Annotated in this window: 13 protein-coding genes; 10 read left to right on the plus strand and 3 right to left on the minus strand. The window is 60.2% G+C overall.

Features of this window, described 5'->3' with window-relative positions; translation table 11 throughout:
• Window positions 1–165: 165 nt before the first annotated feature.
• From K3175_RS04855 to K3175_RS04880, 6 genes are all read left to right on the plus strand, one after another.
• Complete coding sequence (locus tag K3175_RS04855; RefSeq protein WP_221542363.1) at window positions 166–2,877, plus strand: TonB-dependent receptor; 2,712 nt, start codon at window positions 166–168, stop codon at window positions 2,875–2,877.
• An 83-nt stretch (window positions 2,878–2,960) separates the two neighbouring features.
• Window positions 2,961–4,922 carry a tetratricopeptide repeat-containing sulfotransferase family protein gene (locus K3175_RS04860; RefSeq protein ID WP_345719309.1) on the plus strand — a complete coding sequence of 654 codons (1,962 nt, stop codon included), beginning with the start codon at window positions 2,961–2,963 and terminating at the stop codon, window positions 4,920–4,922.
• Between the two features lie 240 nt (window positions 4,923–5,162).
• Window positions 5,163–8,642 carry an autotransporter domain-containing protein gene (locus K3175_RS04865; RefSeq protein WP_221542201.1) on the plus strand — a complete coding sequence of 1,160 codons (3,480 nt, stop codon included), beginning with the start codon at window positions 5,163–5,165 and terminating at the stop codon, window positions 8,640–8,642.
• 138 nt (window positions 8,643–8,780) lie between these two features.
• Window positions 8,781–9,167 (plus strand): hypothetical protein, encoded by a 387-nt coding sequence (locus K3175_RS04870; protein ID WP_221542202.1) that lies wholly within the window; start codon window positions 8,781–8,783, stop codon window positions 9,165–9,167.
• A gap of 167 nt (window positions 9,168–9,334) precedes the next feature.
• On the plus strand, window positions 9,335–12,391 hold the full coding sequence (locus K3175_RS04875) for an ATP-binding protein (RefSeq protein ID WP_221542203.1): 3,057 nt from the start codon (window positions 9,335–9,337) through the stop codon (window positions 12,389–12,391).
• Window positions 12,384–14,045 (plus strand): response regulator, encoded by a 1,662-nt coding sequence (locus K3175_RS04880; RefSeq protein ID WP_221542204.1) that lies wholly within the window; start codon window positions 12,384–12,386, stop codon window positions 14,043–14,045. Before K3175_RS04875 ends, K3175_RS04880 begins: the two co-directional genes overlap by 8 nt.
• On the opposite strand, the gene K3175_RS04885 is transcribed toward K3175_RS04880, so the two are convergent.
• Window positions 14,039–15,472: a WecB/TagA/CpsF family glycosyltransferase gene (locus K3175_RS04885; RefSeq protein ID WP_221542205.1), complete on the minus strand. Its 1,434-nt coding sequence runs from the start codon at window positions 15,470–15,472 to the stop codon at window positions 14,039–14,041. The two genes, K3175_RS04880 and K3175_RS04885, sit on opposite strands and share 7 nt — an antisense overlap.
• A gap of 280 nt (window positions 15,473–15,752) precedes the next feature.
• Between K3175_RS04885 and K3175_RS04890 the strand changes: the two genes are divergently transcribed.
• The 4 genes from K3175_RS04890 to K3175_RS04905 are packed head-to-tail and all read left to right on the plus strand — an operon-like array spanning window position 15,753 to window position 19,994.
• Window positions 15,753–17,018: an oligosaccharide flippase family protein gene (locus K3175_RS04890; RefSeq protein WP_221542206.1), complete on the plus strand. Its 1,266-nt coding sequence runs from the start codon at window positions 15,753–15,755 to the stop codon at window positions 17,016–17,018.
• A 5-nt stretch (window positions 17,019–17,023) separates the two neighbouring features.
• Window positions 17,024–17,953: a glycosyltransferase family 2 protein gene (locus K3175_RS04895; RefSeq protein ID WP_221542207.1), complete on the plus strand. Its 930-nt coding sequence runs from the start codon at window positions 17,024–17,026 to the stop codon at window positions 17,951–17,953.
• Window positions 17,954–17,976: 23 nt separating this feature from the next.
• Window positions 17,977–18,963, plus strand: a complete 987-nt coding sequence (locus tag K3175_RS04900; RefSeq protein ID WP_221542208.1) for a glycosyltransferase family 2 protein — start codon at window positions 17,977–17,979, stop codon at window positions 18,961–18,963.
• Window positions 18,960–19,994, plus strand: a complete 1,035-nt coding sequence (locus K3175_RS04905) for a glycosyltransferase family 4 protein (protein WP_221542209.1) — start codon at window positions 18,960–18,962, stop codon at window positions 19,992–19,994. Before K3175_RS04900 ends, K3175_RS04905 begins: the two co-directional genes overlap by 4 nt.
• Before the next feature lie 63 nt (window positions 19,995–20,057).
• On the opposite strand, the gene K3175_RS04910 is transcribed toward K3175_RS04905, so the two are convergent.
• Complete coding sequence (locus K3175_RS04910; protein ID WP_221542210.1) at window positions 20,058–21,350, minus strand: O-antigen ligase domain-containing protein; 1,293 nt, start codon at window positions 21,348–21,350, stop codon at window positions 20,058–20,060.
• Window positions 21,305–22,618, minus strand: coding sequence for a GumC family protein (locus tag K3175_RS04915; RefSeq protein ID WP_345719310.1), 1,314 nt, complete (start codon window positions 22,616–22,618; stop codon window positions 21,305–21,307). Before K3175_RS04915 ends, K3175_RS04910 begins: the two co-directional genes overlap by 46 nt.
• Window positions 22,619–22,628 lie beyond the last annotated feature (10 nt).

Consider the following 22,628-nt stretch of genomic DNA (forward strand, 5'->3'; position numbering starts at 1 on the left):
AAAATGCTACAGCAGATTTCGCTTCCTTGAAAAAACGGGACTGTGGGGTGGTCCGGCGCGTCTAGTCTGAGTAGGCCGCGCTCACTTCACATTCTCACCGCCGCTCACTGGCCGACATCGTCGAGCCGGTTGTGCGGCCTCATGTCCGATTGATGGGGGCTAACCATTCTTAGCAAACTTGTAAGCAGTACGTCCGCTGGCGCACTGGCTATCGCTCTTCTCGCACCTTCGCCCGTTCAGGCCCAGACCACTGGCACGGCCCAGACCGCTGGCACGGCACAAACCACCGGCACGGCCCAGCCTGCCCAACCCGCCGCCAAGAAGCCGCGCACGGGCGGCGTTAAAACGATCGTCGTGACGGCGCAGCGCCGCAGCGAAGATCTGCAGGACGTGCCGGTTTCGGTGCAGGCGCTCGGCGAAGAGCAGCTGAACCAGCTGAACATCTCGACCTTCGACGATTATCTGCAGGAACTGCCGACCGTGACTGCCGGTGGCGGCAGCCCGGGCCAGAGCACGATCTACATTCGCGGCCTCGCCTCGACCACGCCGAACCTGACCACCGCAGGCGTCGCCGGTCTGGCACCGAACGTGTCGCTCTATCTCGACGAACAGCCGCTGGCACAGCCGGGCCGTAACCTCGACGTCTATGCCGCCGATCTGGAGCGGATCGAAGTCCTCTCCGGTCCGCAGGGCACGCTCTTCGGAGCCAGCTCGCAGGCGGGCGTCGTGCGCCTGATCACGAACAAGCCGGACCTGTCGGGCTTCGATGCCAAGATGACCGTCGGCACCTCCTTCACCAAGGGCGGCGAAGCCAGCTACAAGGCGGAAGCCATGCTGAACGTGCCCGTCACCGACAGCCTGGCGCTGCGCGGCGTGGTCTATCTCGACGATCAGGGCGGCTATATCGACAATGTCGCCGGCACCCGCACGGCCCGCGAAAGCGCACGCTTCCGCCCCGCCGGCACGGTCCGCGACAATGGCGTGCCCGTCGCCCCCAACCGCGCCGGTTTCCAGGCGGATGACGATCTTTCGGGCGTCGAGTTCATCGAAGCCAACAATGCGGGGCTGGTCGAGGAAGATTTCAACGACACCCAGTATTCGGGCTTCCGCGCTACCGCGCTCTACGAAGTCTCGCCCGACTGGCAGGTCACGCTGGCGCACAGCCGCCAGAGCCTGGAAAGCGACGGCGTGTTCTTCGCCGATCCGGAACTCGATCTCGACGATCTCGAGATCCAGCGTTTCGAAGACGACCGCCTGGAAGACGATTTCTCCAACACCGCATGGACCGTCGAAGGCCGCCTCGGCATGCTCGACGTGATCTACAACGGTGCCTACACCGAGCGTGAGACCGAACAGCGCATCGACTATTCGGACTATCTCTTCGCCGGCCAGTACCTGCCCTATTACATCTGCGACGGGTCGGTCAGCTATCCCGGCGATGCAGCGCCGAGCGGTACCTGCCAGGCCCCGAACCTCTATGTTGGGTCGAACAGCGAACTGTCGGTCTTCACGCAGGAACTGCGCTTCAGCACGCCTGAGGAAAACCGCTTCCGCGTCACCGCCGGCGGCTTCTACTCCGATCTGGAGCTGAAGGAACGCAACGACTACACCTATCCTGGCAGCGAGCTGGCCGAACCCTTCGGCGGTTTCGCCCCGAACTTCCCCTTCCCCGGCGCCTATCAGTCGGAAGCGGGACCGTTCCCCTACGGCGTGATCTTCCGCAACGACGTGAAGCGCACCGACGAACAGTTCGGGATTTTCGGGGAAGCCACCTTCGACATCGTGCCCGATGTGCTGTCGATCACCGGCGGCGCGCGCTATTACGATGTCGCGGTCGACTTCGAAGGCACGGCGAACAGCTCGTTCTGTAACGCGGGCGCGGCGGAAGATGCCAATGCCTTCGGCACCAATCTGTCGGACCTCTACGACGGCGACGGGCAGTACACCTTCATCGGTTCGTGCGATGCCGACCTGCGCCAGACGTTCGATGTGAACGACACGCTGGAAGACATCCAGGCCGCCGGCCTCAGCGCTGCGCAGGCCCAGCAGGTGTTCAACGCCGTGCGGGCGCCCGACAAGGCGAAGACCGACGGCTTCATCTTCAAGGGCACCGTGAACTATACGCCCACCGAAGATCTGCTGTTCTACGCGACCTATTCGGAAGGCTTCCGTCCCGGCCTGCTCAACCGCCCCGGCGGCGCGCAGGGCCCCGGCGGCTTCACGGTCCCGTTCGAACTGCAATCGGATGAAGTGCAGAACTACGAAGTCGGCGCGAAGACCGAACTGCTCGACCGCCAGCTGCGGATCAACGGCAGCCTGTTCTATGTCGATATCAGCAATCTGCAGACCACGATCTTCGATCCCAGCATCACCAACCTGTTCTTCTCGGACAATGCGGCGAATGCAGAGATCAAGGGCTTCGAAGCCGACTTCACGCTGGCGCCCTATGATCTGGCCGGCCTGACCGTTTCGGGTGCAGTGTCGTTCCTGGACACCGAAATCACCGAAGTGCTGACGCCGACCGACGATGTGCAGGCAGGTTCGGACCTCGCCTATGCTCCATCGTTCCAGGGCAATTTGCGGGTTCGCTACGAATGGGATCTGAGCGACAGTCTCGGCGCATTCGTCCAGCCTTCGGTGTCGCATTCGGCGTCGAAGTTCACGGATATCGTCTCGATCAACCGTCTCGAACTCGACAGCTACACGATCGTCGATCTTTCGGCCGGCGTGTCCTACGACCGCTGGACATTCGAAGTCTACGGCGCGAACCTGTTCGACGAACGGGCACAGATCGCCGGCGATTTCTATTACGATCGCGCACGCATCGTCACCAACCGTCCGCTGACCGTGGGCGCAAAGGCAACTTTCAGCTACTGATACAGTAGCATGTTGACCAGCGGCGGGGGCGGAGCTTCATGCTCCCCTCCGCCGTTTGCATATGTACCAACGAAGGGGACGCAGTGGTTTCGCGCGAAGAAGGTCTCAAACAGGCGCAAGCTGCCCTGCAGGCGCAGCAGTTCGAACGCGGGCTCGATCTCGCGACCGGCCTTCTTGCAAGCGACCCCGAGGACGCCGAGGCCCTCTATATCGCAGCCGTGGCGAACAGATATCTCCAGCGGCCCGAAGACGCGGCGCGCCACCTCGACCGCCTGCATGCCGCCATTCCCGAATATGGGCGTGCCTGGCAGGAAGCGGGCCACCTCGCCCGGGCCCAAGGTGATACGGGCAAGGCGCTCGAGGCCTATGGCCGCGCGGTACGGTTCAATCCGGCACTTGTCGCAAGCTGGCGGGCGCAGGCCGAATTGCTCCAGGCCGCGGGACGTCCATCCGAAGCACAGGCGTCACGCCTGCAGGAACAGCGCATCGGCAGCCTGCCCCGCGAACTGATCGCGGTGACGCATCACCTGCACGAAGGCCGTCCGCTTCGCGCAGAAGAAATCTGCCGCCATTTTCTCCGCCGCCATCCGGAGCATGTCGAAGGCATGCGATTGCTGGCACAGATCGGGCTGAGGCTCGGCATTCTCGACGATGCCGAATTCCTGCTGGAAAGCGCCGCGGCGTTCGAGCCTGACAATATTCAGGTGCGGCTCGATTATATCGACGTTCTGCGCAAACGGCAGAAATTCACGCGTGCACGGGATGAGGCCGAAGCGCTCTATCAGCGCGATCCGGGCAATCCCCTGTTCCAGTCGCACCTCGCCATCGAAAGCATGCAGACCGGCGATTACGAGCGGGCCTTCGAGCTTTTCGAACAGGTCCTGAAGCGCCTGCCCCGCGACCCGGCCACGCTCACCTCGCGCGGACATGCCCTGAAGACCGTCGGCCAGCAGGACGAAGCGGTCGCCTCCTATCACGCGGCAATTGCCGCCCGGCCCGGCCATGGCGATGCCTATTACGCGCTCGCCAATCTCAAGACCTATCGGTTCACCGACGCAGAAGTCGCTGCCATGCGCGCCCAGGCGGACCGGCCCGACATTGCTTTCATGGACCGGGTTCATCTCGCCTTCGCGCTCGGCAAGGCGTATGAAGATCGCAAGGAATATGAAGATTCCTTCGGCTTCTACGAATTGGGCAACACGCTCAAACGGCGGCAGACCGGCTATAGCGCCGACCGGATGACCGCCGAGCTGTTAGCCCAGCAAGCGGCCTGCACGCCCGCCCTGTTCCAGGACAAGGCTGGGGCCGGCAATGCCGCGCGCGATCCGATTTTCATCGTGGGCCTGCCACGCGCAGGCTCGACGCTGCTCGAACAGATCCTGGCCAGCCATTCGCAGATCGACGGCACGCTGGAACTGCCGAATATCCTTGCGCTGGCGCACCGGTTACGCGGCCGGAAGGCCGGACAGAGCCGCTATCCCGATATTCTACGCGATCTTTCGGCCCAGCAATTGAGCCAGTTCGGGTCGGCTTTTCTGGAAGATACGCGCATCCACCGCCAGGGCGCGCCGTTCTTCATCGACAAGATGCCGAACAATTTCCGCCATATCGGCCTGATCCATCTCATCCTCCCCAATGCGACCATCATCGACGCGCGGCGCGATCCGATGGATTGCTGCTTCTCCGGCTTCAAGCAGCTCTTCGCCGAGGGGCAGGACTTTACCTACGGCCTGACCGAGATCGGTCGCTACTATCGCGACTACACGCGCCTCATGGAGCATTGGGACGAAGTGCTGCCGGGCAAGGTGCTGAGAGTGGATCACGAAGACGTGCTCGACGATCTGGAAGGCCAGACCCGCCGCATGCTGGATCACATCGGCTTGCCCTTCGAAGACTCCTGCCTCGATTTCCACCGGACCGACCGGGCCGTGCGCACTGCAAGTTCTGAACAGGTGCGACGTCCGATCAACCGGTCCGGTCAGGACGCCTGGAAACCCTATGCTGCGTGGCTCGGCGACTTGCGGGAAGCGTTGCACGGAGGGTGATCGGCATCGTCTCCCTCCATGCGGTCCGAATTTTTGTATCAAATTCGCCACACTTTATATTCAATTAAGAATAAATGACTGCCTCTACTCTGAAATATTGATTCCACCCTGAACATGTGTTCATCTTCCGGCTTCACAAAAAGAAACCGCGAAGGATTACGAATGCCATCAGGTCACATCGCTCGACGCTCTTCCTTTCATCGCCTTGCCCTCTATACCACTACCGCAACCGCATCCCTGATGGCCTCTGCAGCGGTTCATGCAGAAAACACCGACACCCTGGACCTTTCGGCTGTTGCGATCAGCGAAACCAATCCCCTGCATCGGGCGGATATGTCTATCGGCCCTGTTAACGGCCAAGTGCTGACGTCGTCGCAGCAAGATTCTGCATCGGCGAATTCGGGTATGGTGACCACGCCATCAATTCCGACAATGTTGCGGCAGCCCGATTTCGTCGAAGATACGCCCCATGTCGTAGTGGAAGGTCCCGGCGAAGGGCACACCCTCAATCCCGGGGAGCCTGGCTCGATCTTCGATGACGCCGTCGATGTGACGGGAGTGGGCCAATTCTACCGCGCCGATGGTTTCGTCTGCACCGGTACATTGATCAATCCGCGCACCGTTCTCTTCGCCGCGCACTGCGTCAACGACGCCGGAGAAGACGGGTTCGGCGCGCAGGTCGGAAACATTCCTGCCGCCTTCGCTTTTCAGGCAGACGCGCTCGAAGGCCTCAGATCCTGGATCAGATCCGGCTATTCCTCGGTGCCGGAAGACTATGTCTACAACATCGAGCAGATCGTTTTCGATCCGGACTCGCTCGCGCGACCTGAAGCGCGCGGCTTCCTCGAAAGCGATGTCGCCCTCGCGGCACTCGACACCCCGGCAAGCAATGTGCCGACCTGGGCCATGCTGTTTTCACCACTTGCCGTGCCTGACTCGATCGATAGCGTATCGGGCACCGGATACGATGTCCGCGTCGTCGGCTATGGCCGCAGCGGTTATGGCGAAAGCGGATCATTCCAGGGCACCGATTTCCGTCGCCGTGCAGCCGAAAACGTTCTTGGTGCGCTTGCGTCCCTGAACGACCGTAACGAATGGTTGTTCGGCCCGGGCGACTACGGCCTGCCTCAAAACCTTTACCAGACCGATTTCGACGATCCCAACCGCACAAACCCCTTCGATTTCAATCTGTTCCGCGATGGCGCCCGCGACAAGGAAGGGAGCACTGCGGGAGGGGATTCGGGCGGTCCTCTCATCCTCCAGTCATCCGTGGGCGAACTGGTCATCGGGGTTCTTTCCGGTGGATCGCGCTTCTTTGCCGCCCAGCCGGACTCATCCTACGGCACCAACAGCCTGTATCAGCCGCTCTATCTTCACTGGGACTGGATCGTCGCCAATAATCCCTATCGCTATGCCCAGACCGTAGCGGGCGACGGCAATTGGAGCGATGCCGATCACTGGCAGCTGGCGCTCGACCCGAATTACCGGATCATCGACCAGAATGGTGAAATCGTAAACGGCGTGCCAGACAGTCCGGGTGCCGGAAATGAAGGAACCGAGCCGAAGTTCGGGCAGGTCTGCGACGGGAATTTCTGCCTCGATCTAGCGACAGGCGATATCGTGGATTACGACGGTAATATCCTCGTTCCCGGCGGCTCCGACACCGATCCAGAACTTATTTCGAACTCCATCGGAACCGTAATCCCGGAGCGACTGCTCGATCTTGCCCGCTCGACGGCCGAGAAGAACGCCGCCATTTCTGCAGCCGATGATATTGCCGCTTTGCCGGAAGCCACATTTGCCAACGGCCTTCCGGGCGGCAGCGGCTTCATACCGGACAATGTGGCTTACTCGCCCGAGACCGCCGACAGCGAGCGGGTGAATGCCCGTTACTTCGACGTCACTCTCGCAAATGCCGGAACCACCACACTCGACACCGACGTCACGATCGACAAGTTCATGATCGCAGGTGCCGAAGCCGCGCTGGACATTACCGCCGACGGAATGCTGACCAGCCTGGTGGACATCACGCAGATGGCCGGGATGATGAATGTCGACGGTACGCTGGCAAGCAATGGCGACTATCTGCTGTTCACGGGCGCGCTGACCGGCAACGGGACCGTCCAGACGCCCTATTTCACCAATATGATGGGTATCGTCGCTCCCGGCACGATGGGGACCATCGGTACGTTGACCTTTGAAGGCAATGTTATCCTGACCTCCGGCAGCGTCTACAGCGTCGATTTCGACGGCATGGGGCAGTCGGATCTCATCTCGGTGACCGCCACCGAGTTCGACGACGAAGGTAACCCTCTCAACGGTGTTGCCAGCATCGGCGGTACGGTTCTGCTGAACCCCGTGGACGGATCCATCCCGCGTGACGGCGACACCTTTACGATCTTCACTGCGGAAGGTGGGTATGAAGGGACCTTCCTCACTCCGGAAATCAGCGCCATTCTGCGGCCCGAATTTACATACGGCCCGCAATCGGTAACGCTTTCCATCGAGGCACAGTCCTATGCATCGGTCATCGATCCTGCATCGCCGGTGCAGTCGGCCTTTGCCGCGCTGCTCGACCGGAACCGGTCGCAATACGATCGCTATGCCGATCTGTATGGGCCACTGGATCTGCAGAACACAGCCTCCATCCGCGATGCTCTGGAAAGCTTCGCACCGCGCGAACAGGCGCTCCGCGGCGCAATGGGCCTCGCCGCTGTCAACGTGGGCAACCGCCTGATCCGCGACCGGCTGGTGCAACTCGGCGCCAGCAACGACATGGGCGGCGGTCTCGCGGTTCTCGGGCAGCCGCATCAGGTCGCCCGCTCGACCTCGCTGGACGGTGCGAACGTTCCGGCGGCGGAACGGGCTTACCTAGGCGAAGAGCAGACCGGTCTCGCCGAGGATTATAGCGGTTTCCTCGCCGGCGGATATCTTGACGGCGAAGCTTCCGGCATGCCTACCGCAACACCGCAGGGCGACAGCCAGTTCGATGGCTTCTACATTGCCGGAGGCCTGGAAAAGGCGATCGAGAACGGGGCCATCGGCATCGCGCTCACCTACATCGACATGGACGGGAATACGGTGCTGCCAACGCACACCGCCGATGGCGACCTCTATCAAGGCTCGCTTTACGGTGTGACGACGATCGGTGGGCTCCGGCTCGATGCCCAGATCAATGCCGGTGTCTACTCGACGGAAACGCGGCGCAGCGTGTCCGCGGGAACGAGCCAGTTCGACATCGTCGGCAATGACAATGCCTTCGTTTTTTCGTCGGAGGCAGGTCTCGGCAAGGTACTCACCGCCGGAGCGTTCGACATCACGCCTCGTGTCGCCTTCCGGGCCGCGCGGATCGATTTTTCTCGGGTAGCAGAGGAAGGCGAAGGTCCCGCTCTGACTTACGAACTGCCGAGCTATGACAGCTATCAGGCAAGGGCAGGAGTCAATCTGGCGGGCAGAGGTGGCTTCAGGCCGTTCCTGAACGCCAATTACGTCCACGACTTCGCGGACCGCCCTGCCCTGTTCGGGGCGAACTTCGTCGGCGGAGTGGGACCCAATGTCGGCTTCGCATTGCCTTCCAGCGATAATGACTGGGCCGAAATAAGCGGCGGGATCGGCTATCAGGCCGGTAATGTCGGCCTTTCGGTAGCTGCCGAAACCACACTCTGGCGCGACGATGTGTCCTATCAGAGCTATTATGGTTCTGTTACCTTCCGCTTTTAGGCAGATGAGCAGAGGGCCGGCCTGGGATTCAGGCCGGCCCTCTGCCACGCTTTCGAACTGGAATTGGAATATGTCGTGAAGCCTGGCGCCTTTGGCCTGATTGTTTGTGCAGTTCTCGCGTCATATGGCTCTCCAGTGATGGCGCAGGACGCAGATCCAGGGGTATCGCGGGCCAAAGAAATGGAGGAGTTTGTCGCTCAATCATTCCGACAGCAGATTACCCTCTGGTTGAGGGAGACCGATCTTTGGATTGCGGATTACCGGCAGGCAGAAAAATTAATGGGCCGGAACCTCTTGCGCAATGGCGATGCAAATAGTCTTCTCATGCATCGTGCAGCAATCGCTCGACTGGAGTGTAGCGCCCAGACAAACGATCAGGTCAATTTCGCGAAGGTCGAGGCGCTGCGTGTAGAGCACGAGCAATTCCGCCAGGCGCATCGCAATTTGCTGGCCGCGATCAGCAAGATCGCCCGGAAACCGGGGGACCTCAAGAAACCCGAGCGAGCAATAGACGAGCCGTATTAAGTGTAATTATATTTCGGGAGGGCCGAGATAAGGAGGTTCTGTCGGGCCACCCTGGAAGAGCATCTCCCTTTCTCCGCTCAGGATTTTCTCTCCCGGCCGACAGCCACGCGTGCCTCGCCGGTCAATGGTCAGTTGTGTAAAACAGCGTTTTGAGGGAGACAGTACCAATGTCGCTCTCTTTCAGAGGTCTACTGATCGCTTTCCCGATCGTCATGCTCATCGTGGGCGGGATGGCGTTTTTTACTTACCGATCCGCCATTGCAGACTTTCAGAGCGACGCCGTAGCCGAATTGCGCGTTTCCAATGATGCAGTGGTCGAAAACCTGCGCGAAAAGCTCCGGCTTGTCGAAGAAACGGAAGAACGCGCCCTGTCGATCATGGAGCGCAGCCTTGAATCCGGGACGTCGACGGAGCTTGAGGAGGTTTTCGTGCGGTCGGAGGATGGCGCGTTTCATTCCCGTTCGGATCTCTGGAGCGGGACAGACCTTGCAGGGCCGATAAGATTGCGAGGTTTTGGGGGCTTCATCGGCCCGCCAGAACCCACTGGCGATCGGCGGGCTGCAACCAAGGCCGCGTTCGATACCATCAAGGCCATGGCGAACGGGTTGCCGGAAGAAATCGAAAGTCTCTATTTTTTCTCTTCGGCCAACGATCTTCTGATCTATGCCCCCACGCGGCAGGACGAGTTGTCCTTCTATCGCAGCGCTCCGGCAGATTTCGATTTTCAGGATGCAGAATTCATCTCGATTATCAAACCGGCGAATAATCCCCAGGGCGATCTGCGCTGCACCAGTCTGCAAACTCCGATTTACGACGATTCCGGCGAAAATTGGACGACCGGTTGCATGTTGCCGGCCCGGATAAACGGGAAGCAGCTGGGCGGATGGGGCATCAGCATACCCCTCCACGACCTGACCGACAGCCTGCCGGAACCGCTAAATGGTGCCACGACAGTCATTGCCAGTCGTGACGGCAAATTGATCCACCACTCCGGCCTGACCTCTGCGAATGGTGATCTGCTTGCCGCGAATATCGACATGGAAGCATCCAAGGACCCTCTACTACTGGGATTGCTCCATTATATTGAAAACGGCGCCGAGAGAGAGGTCGAGTATTCGGAAGAACTGGATGCCTATATCTCGGGTGACCGATTGGAGGCGCCGGACTGGGTGGTACTTACCGTATTGCCCGACGAGGCTCTGAGCGATCGAGCGTGGGCCATTGCGAAGCGGGTCATCGGTGTCGCGATCCCGGGCGCCTTGCTGCTCGGCCTTATCCTCAGCGCAGTCTTTCACAGAACAATTGCACGGCGCATTTCGAAACTTGCCGACCGTACGAACGCGATCGCCATGGCCGGGGGGACGGGTCAGCACGAGTTAGACGGTGACGAGATCGTTCAGCTGGAACACGCTTTCGACAATATGGAGGAGCGCCTGGACCAGGCACGGGTTCGGGAAACACGGTCCTTCGACGCGCTCGTCGATGCCGCCGACAGCTACGCAATGGTCCTTTACGACGAGCACGGTTCGCTGGTCAGAGCGAACGATGGCGCCGTCCGCCTGTTCGGTGCCGAGGAGTTGGAGCGGCGGGGGAAGGAGCTAGGAAAGGCTTCGCAAGAGCCCGATACCGGGCCGTCAAGCGGGCAGCCGGGTCCCGAGCCTGAAATATTCGAGCGCAAATTGGCCGACGGTAACCGGGCATGGCTGGAAGAAACGCTGATACCCCTTTCTGACGCAGACGGTATAATCTTCGGATGGGCCTTCATCGCCCACGACTTGACGTCGTTCAGGAACGCACAGCGCGAGATCGAGAAAAACCTCCTCTATCTTGAGCTGGCCCAATCCAGTGCGCAGGCAGGGCATTTCGCGCTCGATCCACAAACTATGGAAATCAGCCTCTCGCCGTGGCTCATGGCCAGGCTCGGGCTGACGGATCCGATTTTGCTTCTGTCGGATGTCCCGGCCCTCATCGACGAAAGCCAGCGCGAGAAAACGATGCAGGACATTGCTGCGGCGATCGAACGGAAATCCGAGTTTTCCTTCGAGACGCTTGCAATCGGGGCGGAAGGCGGCCGTTTTCCTGCGCTTCTGCGCGGAACGACCATTTTCGACGATGCGAAAGAGGAAAGTACTGCCGAGGTCATCGGCTACTATGGCATCCTGCAGGACATCTCCGATCAGAAAGCGGCGGCGCAAGCGCTGCTTCACGCACTCGACGAAGCCAAAGCCGAAGCACGCGCGAGAAGCGATATTCTCGCCGTGATTTCACACGAGATACGCACGCCGATATCCGGCATTCTCGGTCTCATCGATCAGGTCCGCCGCGAACGCTCCGAAACGGAGAGAAGCAGAGCCCTGACCCTGATCGAAAACTCGTCGGAGGCATTGTTGGAGACTCTTGATGCGACCTTGAACAGGGCGAGAGGAGAGCGCGAGAGGCAGGATCAGAAGAAAGAGATATTCGCACCGCTCGACCTGCTCGAACGAGTGGCCGAACTCTTCCTTCCCCTCGCCCGCCGAAAGGGCTTGGCGATCGACATTGAAAAAGGGGATGATCGCAAGGTTCTCGGCAATCCCGGCCGCATCCAGCAGATTCTCGCCAACTTCGTATCCAATGCGATCAAATTCACTTCGACCGGCGGCGTGACGCTGAGCTGCGATCCACCGATCGATGAGGACGGTCACTGGACATTTGCGGTGGCAGACACTGGGGGAGGCATCGCTCCCGAGCGGATGAAGACTATTTTCGAACCGTTTTCTGGCAGCTCGCCCGACACGCTGGGCCGCCAGTCGGGCAGCGGCCTCGGCCTGTCGATCACGCGTCAGCTGGCAACCGAGCTCGGTGGCAGTGTAGAACCCGAGGCGCGACCGCGGGGCGGTACTCGCATGGTCTTACGTATCCCGCTGGAAGCAGTGGCCGAAGTTGCGGAAAGTCAGGAACCTCAGGGCCTGATAGGTATCAGTCTTGCTCAAGCGTCGCTTGCCATCAAGGCGGAGGTAATCGCGGAAAACAGCGGCTTCGCCGTCGCAAGCGGTAGCGGGACCCGCGCAATCGACGTCTTTCTCTGCGACGATCGGGAGGTAGTCAAAGCAAGCGATGCGCCATGCCGCATTTTCGTTACCGACGAACCCAATGACGGCGACGATCAGCACGTGATCTTCGTCCAGACTGCCGAGCTGGTTTCGCGTTTGCCGGTGTTGTTGAGGGCTTTTGGCGATGACTAAACTCGAGGATCTCCCCGCCGAGCAGCGAGCAGAGGTACTTTCCCTTCGCCTCCAGAGGACGGAGCGGGCTCTTCATACCGCTGAACATGCGCTGGAGGAGCGTATGCGGCAGCTGTCGCGGGCAAATCAGGACTTGAGCCTGAGAGAGCAGGACCTGGCGCGGAAGCTCGAAATCGAAAGTTCGCTTTTGCTAGGTGCGCTGTCCACTGCCCAGATGGCGACCGCCTACGGAGAGCGCGATCGCGGCTTCACCGTTTCGGAAAGTTCCGCATCGATCCTGGGCCTTCCGGACGGCGAAGAAGCCACCCTCGCGAAGCTCGTCGCCGCACTGCATCCGCTCGACCGGACCAAGATCATGCTTCAAGGCATGGAGTTTTTCCGCGAGATGCCAGCAGGGGTCACTCGGAAATACGAGCATCGGATCATCCGCCAGGACAATGGCGAAATCCGGTGGCTGAGCTGGGCGATAAAGCGCGAAGCCAGTACGCCGGATCGCCCCAGCCACGTGGTCGCGACAGTTCGCGATATAACCGAGGAGCGACATAATGCGCGGCGCGTAAAAGCACTGCAGCTTCGGGCCGAACGCCGTCTCGCAGAAATGACCAGGCTTCAGAGCCAGCTGGCCGAAGCGAAAGAGCGCGTCGATAAATCGCTTGCCGCACGCGACCGGTTCATCTCGGAAATGGCGCACGCCATCAGAACGCCGCTGGCCGCACTTTCCGGAGCGCTCGAACTCGTTCGCCACAATGTGCCGGACCAAGCGCGCGACGATCTGGCAGTGGCCCGCGACGCATCGGACCAACTGGCCGAAGTGGCATCGAAGCTGATCGAGGAAGCTGCGCTGGACGAGGAGATCCAGTTCAGGACGATCAGGAAAACGGTGCCTGCTCCTTCGGCAGGGCTGGATGCCTCCCTCCCGGAAAACCCTCGGGTGCTCGTTGCAGAAGACACCGAAAGCAACCGCTACGTAATCGAACGTATGCTCGTTGAACTCGGATGCGAGGTGGAAACCGTCGACAATGGGGCTGCCGCGGTGGAAGCGGTGCGGCGGGAGGATTTCGATCTAGTTCTGATGGACGTCATGATGCCGATCATGAATGGCGAACAGGCGACACAGGCCATCCGCGCTCTGGGTGGACCGGCGGCGCGCACGCCCATCATCGGAGTAACGGCGCACAGCCTGCAGTCCGAACGCGAGAGATTGCTGTCCTCCGGTATGACTGCCTGTCTGGCAAAACCGGTGCGCAGGGAAACTTTGGAAACAGCGATAAGGACGGCGCTTATTTCCGGCCGGGACGTGGGACGCGATGCGGCGCGGTTTGATCATGACCTGTTTCGCCGCGCTTTCATGGATTTGCCCAAAGCCTATCGCGGGCGAATGCGGGAGGCAGCGAAAAAGGACATTACCAGATATTCCGCCGATGTCCTGGCCGCGGTCGAAGCAGACAGCGACGAGGCCCTGTCGAAAGCGGCGCATTCGCTGACCGGCGTCTCGCTCAATATCGGTGCGGTCGGAATAGTGGAAGAATTGGCCGAATATCGCGAGAAGAGGCCTGCCCCGGATGCATCGATCGAAAGCTTCAGGCAGGCGGTCGCCGCCTGCCTGCTGGCAGTCGACGACCTCTACGATGCCCTTGTCGAAGGCGATCAATAGGCGCCCCGGCCTCCGATTACCGCCGGCACGGTCATTGCGATCAACTTAAGATCGGTCGCAAAAGACTGGCGGCGCAGATAGGCGCGATCCATGATCGCCTGGCGGTAAAAGGGTATCTCGGCCCTTCCCTTGACCTGCCAGCTGCAAGTTATTCCCGGCTTGCCCGAAAGCCGCTCCCATTGACGACCGTGATATTGCGCGACCTCGCCGGGAAGCGCAGGGCGCGGTCCGACGATCGACATCGCCCCGGCCAGAACGTTGAATATCTGGGGCAACTCGTCGATCGACAGGCGGCGAATGATCTTTCCGGTGCGCGTGATGCGCGGATCATCCTGCATCTTGAAGCAGGTCCCGGCTCGGTCTGATTGAGCTAGAAGAGCTGCGCGCCTTTCCTCGGCATCGGTATACATCGAACGAAACTTGATCATCGAGAAAGTTCGTCCTCCCGCGCCGATCCTCGTCTGCCGGAAGAAGACCGGTCCATTGTCCTCCATCCTGATCGCCAAAGCCGTGGCTAGGAAGATAGGAAACAGGCCGATCAACGCGAGTGTGGCGGCTACGATGTCGAAGGCGCGCTTAGCGATGCGCCCGGCAAGTGCGGGTGCGCCTCGCTGCGCTGCCGCTTCTTTCGCGGCATGCGCAAGGAACACTGCATTGCCGAGCAGATAGCGGCCCGCCATGCGGCGCGGCTCCATCGCCAGCCGCCAGGCCCATTCGCACCGCGCGGTGCGCACGGCTTGCGGTGCTCGGGGAATACGCCCGGAATAGTAATCGAACAGGCCGCCGACACCCAGTACTACCGGCACATCCAGCCGGTCACGATTGCGAGCGATCCATTCTTCCTGAAGCGGCACGCCGAGGCCAACGAACAGGATCGCCGCTCCCGAACGGTTGATGCGCTCGATGAGGGCGTCCTCATCATCGCGATCAAAGAAGCCGTGTTCAGTCCCGCGAATGCGGAGGCTGGGCCACTCGCCGCAGGCCCATGCAGCGGCTCTGTCGGCCACGCCGGGATTTCCGCCCAGAAAGAAAAGGCCTGCGCCTTCGACGGCAGCGCGTTCGCAGATCAAGGGGAAGAGATCGGTCCCATTCAGGTTATCGAGCTTGTCGCAGCCTGACATTCTCGCCGCGAGTTCAAGTCCAATACCGTCCGGCAGCAGAAGGTCGGAATGCGAAAGCGCTTCTCTGTAAGCTTTGCTTTTGCGGGCGACGTTGATGCAGTGCGCGTTGATGAAACTCACCGTGGTTTTGGCACCGTGGGCGGCCTTCCTTACGATGTGCGATGCGGCTGCCTCGGGCGACGCGCTTGAAAGCGAAAGCCCGAACAAATCGATCGTGCGAAACTGTTCGCCATGGCATCCGGCGAAAGCGCCGAACGCGACGGGGTAGGCGGCAGTACGAATAGCTGAAGCAGGAATGTTTCTCATGGCGATGATCCTTTGAATAAGTCACCACCGGAAGGGCAAAGCCCGTGCCAATATGTATATGCCTATGATATAAAAGAATATTATTACCTTCGCCAAAATACTTGTCGTTCGAATTCGGGTTCATTTCGCAAATTGCGACGGCCATTTGATGCATTCTGCAACAGCTGCGACTGCAAGATGCGAATAGTGGTTTTCCGACCTGCTCAGATCCGCACAAACCCTCGGGATCGGAGTTTGGCACGCTCTTTGAAAGGTCGTTCTCGCATCACTCGAGGACACCATGACCACCCTTCGCTCAACGATATCTGCAGTCTCGGCCGCGCCACTGGTTCGCGGGTTCGTAGCTTTCGGCTCGGCCGAAGCGGCGACGCGCGTTGTCCGGCTCGCGGCACTGCTGATCGTCGCCCGCAGGGTTTCTCCGGAAATTTTAGGGACAGCAGCGCTTGCCCTGAGCTTGTTCGAGCTGGTTCGTGTCCTGGCCAATGTCGGTATCGGGCAACGCCTCATAATGGCGCGGCGAGACGAGCTCCCTGCTCTTTGTGCGGCCGCGCACCGGTTGTTCTGGATAATCTGCGTGACCGTCGCGGCAATCCAGATTGTCGTGGCCGCCTTTATCTCCCTTTTATTCGACCTGCACGAGGCGGCGGCTTTGCTCGCAATCCTCTCGCTTGTGTATTTCGCGATGCCTCCCGGCCTCGTTCAGATTTTCCTGACCATGCGCGAAAACCGTATGGCCTCTGTTGCCCGCATCGCCGCGACCCAAAATATGGCCGACAGCATGATGACGGTCGCGCTCGTGATATTCTGGCCCAGTGCCTGGGCGCTGGTCATCCCAAAACTGCTGGCGGCTCCACTCTGGACCATCCTCGCCCGCCGCAGCTCCTCCTGGCGGCATGACGCCGAGCAGCGCAAAGCACCACTGAGCGAGTTCGCCCTTTTCGGCCCCTCCATCCTTGGAACGGAAATCCTTGGTGCAGCCCGACTGCATGCAGACAAACTCATTGTCGGGGCGATGCTGGGCACGGAAGCTCTCGGCATTTACTACTTCGCCTTCAACGCCGGGCTAGGCATCACACAAAGCTTCGTCTCCGCCTGCAACACGGTCGTCTTCCCCCACTTGGCCAAGGTACGCGCTGCGCGGGCCCTGACCGAATTTCGCAAAGCGTTCCTGACCGGCCTCGCCATGCTCGGCCCCGTCGTTGCAGCACAAGCGCTGCTGGCGCCGATCTACGTACCTATCCTTTTCGGCGAGAAGTGGGTGCCGGCCATCACCTTCATCGTCCTGCTCTCCTGCGCTGCATTGCCGCTTTATGCAGGATCGCTGGTCGGCGCCGCGTACCGCGTTGCCAGCCGCCCTCAGACCGAAACCCTCATCACCGCCCTTGCTACAGCAGCTGCTCTCTCCGGCCTAGTGGCCGGAGCGCAGATCAGCCTTGCATGGGCCTGCTTTGGATATGGCGCCGGGCTGGCCTGCGTCTTCCTTCCCGCTGCCGGCATCACTCTCAGCCGTCCCTGCACTACCCCCATCCTCAACCCGAAAGGATAAAGACCATGACCCAGCCTACTTTCTCCGTCGTCATCGCCGCCTACAACGCTGAGCGCACGATCGGGACCACGATCGACTCGGTTCTCTCGCAAAGCGATGCGGACTTCGAACTCATCATCGTGGACGATGGATCAGAGGATCTGACGCTGCCTTTCATTCTCGAGAGGGCGAACGCGGACATGCGGATCAAGATCGCTACACAATCCAATCAGGGTGTGTCTGCGGCACGCAATCTCGGCGTCGCGAAAGCGCGCGGGACCTACCTCGCATTCCTCGATGCCGACGACATCTGGCATGCCGATAAGCTGACCAAGCATCGCGAGATGCATGAAAACGACCCTGCGCTTGAAGCAAGCTATGCGCGCATCGCCTTCTGCCCGGACAGGGGCGGCGAGTTGAAGGCCGGTCGGACACGGTCCACGGTTCTTGAAGACTATTGCGCCCTCGAAGATGTGCTGATCGAGAACGTCGTGTGCACGATGAGCAATCTGGTCATCGAGCGCGAAACCTTCCTCGAGATCGGCGGATTCCGGCGCGACATGCGTCATGTCGAAGACCAGGACCTGCTCGCGAGACTGGTTGGCGCGGGTCACTTGCTGCGGGGAATTCCTGAAACGCTCGTGGGTTACCGCATGAGCGCAGATGGCCTGAGCTGCGATTTCGCAGCCATGCTGGATGGGTGGAAGGCGCTGGCTTCGCGGTGGTCCCACCGCATCGACATGAAGCGCGGCGAAGCCCTGTATTGTCGCTACCTCGCCCGCCGCGCGCTTCGTTCGGGAACGACCATGGCGCTCGCCCGCGATTTCGTCCGCCGCGGCATCGTCAGCGACAGCAAGGCATTCCTATCGGGCGGCCCGCGCGGCGTCATGACAGCTGGTGCCGCCCTTGCCGGCGGCGCGCTTCCAGCGCGAGCACGCGCAGCAATCTTCGCCTGATTTTCGATACAAGGAGTGATTCGATGACATCCCCCCGCATTTCGGTCGTAATGCCCGTTTATCATGTCGAAGCCTACATCGAGGAAGCCATCAAATCGGTTCTCGATCAGACCTTCGAAGATTTCGAATTGATCATCGTCGACGATGGCGGGACCGACAGTTCCATTGCCTTGGCTCGCGCCTTCGACGATCCGCGTATCCGCATCATCTCACAGCCCAATCGCGGGCTGGCGGGAGCGCGGAATACCGGCATTGCGCATGCCCGAGGGGCTTTCATCGCACTGCTGGACTCCGACGACCGGTGGCACAAGGACAAACTGCTGCTGCATTATGTTCATCTGCAGGCGAACCCGGAAATCGGCGTGAGCTATTCAGGCTCGAGAATGATCGACGAACACGGCCAGGCCCTGAAGGTCGCGATGCGTCCCAAGCTCAAGGGCGTGACCGAGGCCGACATCTTCTGCCGCAATCCGGTCGGCAATGGCAGTGCTCCTGTTTTCCGGCGCGAAGCGCTCGACCGGGCCGCCTTCCGGAATGCAAGTGAGCCAACCAGGGTCTGCTGGTTTGACGAGAATTTCCGCCAGTCGGAGGATATCGAATTATGGGTGCGGCTGGCGTCCGTTCACAGCGTAAAATTCGAAGGTATCGAAGGCCTTTTGACCGACTATCGGATCATCGGTGGTGCCTTGTCGGCCAATGTGGTCAAACAGTACATCAGTTGGACCCAGATGCTTGCAGTCGCGAGCCAGAATGCACCTGACTTAGTAGAGAAGCACGGCGCCCGTGCCAGGGCATACCAACTGCGCTATCTCGCGCGCCGGTCGATCCAGATGGGCAACGCGGTACTTGCGAAGGATTTCATCACCCGAGCGCTCAAGACAAGACCTGGCATTCTCATCGAAGAGCCGAAGAAATCCATCATGACCTTCTGTGCTATCCAGCTGGCGTGGATCGTTGGTCCTGACTGGTTCCAGAAAATCGCGCGTCCCTTTTTGAAGGCCGCAGCATGATACAGATCGCTCATCTCCTCGACGATTTCGCCATGGGAGGCGTGACTCGTGCGCTGTCGCTTTTTGACGAACCGCGGCTCAGAGAGGCCTCTCGTTCCGTCATCCTGCCAATGCAGCGCAAAATGACCGAGGCACCTGCCCTCGAAGCAGACGTGATAGTAATCCACGTCCCGCCATGTTTCAGCAGGCTGCCCTATCTTGCTGCCCTGCGCTATCGCAATCCGAGCGCGCACATTGTCCAGGTCGAGCACAGCTACACGCGTTCGTTCGAACAGCAGCATGTCTCTTCGCGGGTGCGGTTCCGGATATTGCTCAGGACCGCGGCCAGCCTGGTGGACGAAGTCGTCGCAGTATCGAAAGCGCAAGCGGCATGGCTGGCAGAGGTCGGAATAGACGAACACAAGATTTCGACAATCAACCCGTGGAGCGGGCGGTTCGAACTCCTTGATGTGCCGGAATGGCGCCCCGCCGCCGGACCGCTCAAGCTTTTATCCTACGGTCGTTTTTCCGAAGAAAAGAATTTCACCGCGCTGGTGGAAGCTATGGGCTCCTTCGATGTTAGTGAGGTGGAGCTTACGTTGTTCGGGTCAGGTCCCGAAGAGGCGGCACTCATGGAACTTGCTGCGGATATGCCCAATGTCCGGATCGAGCCTGCCTGCGATAATCCTGCGCAGTGGCTAGAGAAGGCCGATGCAGTCATTCTGCCCTCGCGGCGCGAGGCGTTTGGCCTGGTGGCGACGGAAGCGCGGATGGCCGGACGAGCTATTCTCGTCAGCGATGTGGATGGATTACCCGAGCAGGCCGATGCCGGAGGCGGCCGGGTCGCCCCGATGAGCACAGCTCAAGAGATTTCCCAGGCCATCCGCTCTCTTTCGCAACAGGATCTGGGCGAAATGGGCCGGGCTTCCCGAGCGGGCGTTTATCGCCAGCACGACGAGATTATTCACGGCTGGGAAAACATACTTGAACGCTCAAGTTCGTGCCCACCCTGTTCGGACCTCGAACAGCTTCGGAAACTTGCCAGCGTCTAATCCCTCCTGGACGCTACAAGTACCGCCCGCCTCGGGAGCCCATTAGCCGAGGCGGGCGGCTTTTTATGTGGCTGGATCCTTATCCTCGGAGCTTGGGTTTCGGCGAGTTGGATGTAAGTCCGCCAGCGCTTTCCCGACAAGTACCAGCGCAGGCCAGAACAAATAGGCAAGGATTTCGAGATTCTCCCCAAAGGAATACAACACGAGCACCAACGTCAACGCAAATGACAAGCGCTGGAGCGCGCCATGCCGGGCGTGCCACAGGAGAAGAATGAACGTGACGCTTAGAGGTGCCGCAAGCGCCAGTGCCCCCAGCAGACCTTTTACAAACAGCAAGCCATACCAGCTATGGTGACTTCCGATCGGCATATATTCCACCAGGTGGGGACCATTTTCGACCACGCCGTGGCCGAACCAGAACGCCTCGTTCTCCCAGCGCTCCAAGGCGATGCGGCCCAGCGCTGCCCTGACCCGGCTGGAATCCGCCCTTGCAGCGGAAAAATCGTTCGATAGTTGCTCGATGAGAGCGATCAGTTCTGTACCGAACAGGCCGATCATAAAAACTGCCGGTGCCATCAACCACCACAGCCAGCCGCGATCTACCCGTGCGATAGCCAAGGTGACAGGTGCCACGAGCGCAATCGCTAGGAGGGCCAGCCGCGACTGGGACAGGACGGCAATCGCCAGGAAGCCGGTAATACCGACAATTCGCCAGACTAGCTCTTTTTCCTGTGCGGCGATGAAAATGTAGATGACCGCGACCATCCCGGCTGCCGGCGACCACGGTGCAAAGAACTGCCACCGCGGTGTGCCTGCGCCAGGTTCAATCGTGTAGAGGATGGTGGCGAAATACTCCGGTCCCGGTCCGCCTACCGCTTTCATTGGCGAAACCCACAGCATTTCCGGCAACCCGGCGAAGGGCGCGATCAGGAAGAACGGGAGGATGATCAGCGTCCACATGCCGAGCCGGCAGACGGCCCGTGTTATCACCGACAGACGTATGTCGAGCACTGCCCCGGCGAGCGGAAACAGGGCGATCAACGCCCAGCCCTTCGCCCATCCAATCGAGCTCTTCACGGTTTGCGCTGTACCAAGGGAAAAATTGGCGTGGCCGGCCCAGAGGATCACCAGCATTGCCGCCATTGACCCGAGCCATAGCCACACGCTCGAAGGAATAATGGCCAGACTTTTCCGGCCGAGATAGATCTCTGCAAAAACCATCCCGGCCAGAAGCCAGCCGATCACCGGGCCGGCGATATAAAGCGCACCAACGAGCCATAGCAGCCACGTGGCAGCTATGGCCCGCCCGATCAGGCGTTCGGAAGGAGTTTGCGGATGATCGGCTGACGCAGCCATAAAAGCAGAAATCCAAGCAGGGTGAACAGGCTGGCGGCAAGCGCTCCCATTATCGCAAAGACCGGAGACGGCGCAGAGCGCGTGCGAGGCAGCGAAGGGGATTCCAACGTCTGGACCAAGGGATAGGATGCGAATGGGTCGGATTTGTTCGTATCCAGCCGGGCGAGCGCGGAGCTGAAAACCGCTTCTGCGACGCGCAAATCGCGCATGAGGTCTGCTAGCCGCGAGGCCTGGGCGACCAGATCGTCGGCATCGCGATTTTGTTCACCAATTTGGCGGCGCAGTTCGGAAAGTGCGGCCTGATGCCCGCCTCCCCCAGCGTCCCGTTCCGTAAGGGTTGCGAACAGCCGTTCGCGCGTATCTGAAACAGCAAGGTCGGTGAAGGACAGCACCCGTCCTTCGCTCATCCCCGAAACACTGCGGCCACGTTCGCCAAGCGCTCCGCGAAGCGCAGCTCGTTCGGCGGCCAGTTCTTCCATCGACGCATGCGCATCGCCCAGTGTGGCTCCAGTCTGCGAATGCTGGGCCTCGACGGCCGCATAGCGCGTCAACAGCTCACGGAATTGGGGGTCAGCTTTCAATTTCATCGCGATGCGCGCCTGCCCGAGCGAGATATCGAGAGTGGATGCCAGACGTCCAGCACCGCCACGACTTTCAGCCAACTGCACACGGCGATCGCGTTCAGATGCCTTGAGTTGATCCAGCGCAGAAACGCGTCCCGCAAACTGGTCCAGCGAGACCAGTCCCGTTTCACCCTGAAAATCGAGCAGGGCCTTCTGCGCCTCATCTACCTTTGCCTCAAGTTCGGCGATGCGTTCTGAGTCAGCATCTTCGCGAGCGACTGCTTCATCGGCCCGAAGCTTTTCGAGAGCAGCGAGAAAAGCCTCCTGCAAAGCAATCATTCGATTTTGCGCAGTATCCGGATCACCGGCCGGCATTTCGACCTCGATGAGATTTGTCTGGTCGATTAGTTTGATACCAGGAACTGGAAAGCTGCCCTCATCTTCTTGTGCTCGCCGTGCTGCATCCCGTAATACAATGTCGGATGCAAGTAGGCGCTTGTAATTTTCGGTCGGGCTGAGCGACGGACTGGAGAAAGCCGACGACGTATTCGTCGTTGCCTGGCCGATCGATTCTAGGTTCAGGGACCCGCCCACACCCGTGCCAGGCAGGATCAGTGTCATTTTGCTATCAAAGCGGTCTGGGGCGAACATAAGATAAGCCAGTGTTACCCCCCAGATCACAAGCAAAGGGCCGGCGAGCGCCACGAAGTATCTC

The organism is Qipengyuania aestuarii, assembly GCF_019711535.1.
GTDB classification, from domain to species: Bacteria; Pseudomonadota; Alphaproteobacteria; order Sphingomonadales; family Sphingomonadaceae; genus Qipengyuania; species Qipengyuania aestuarii.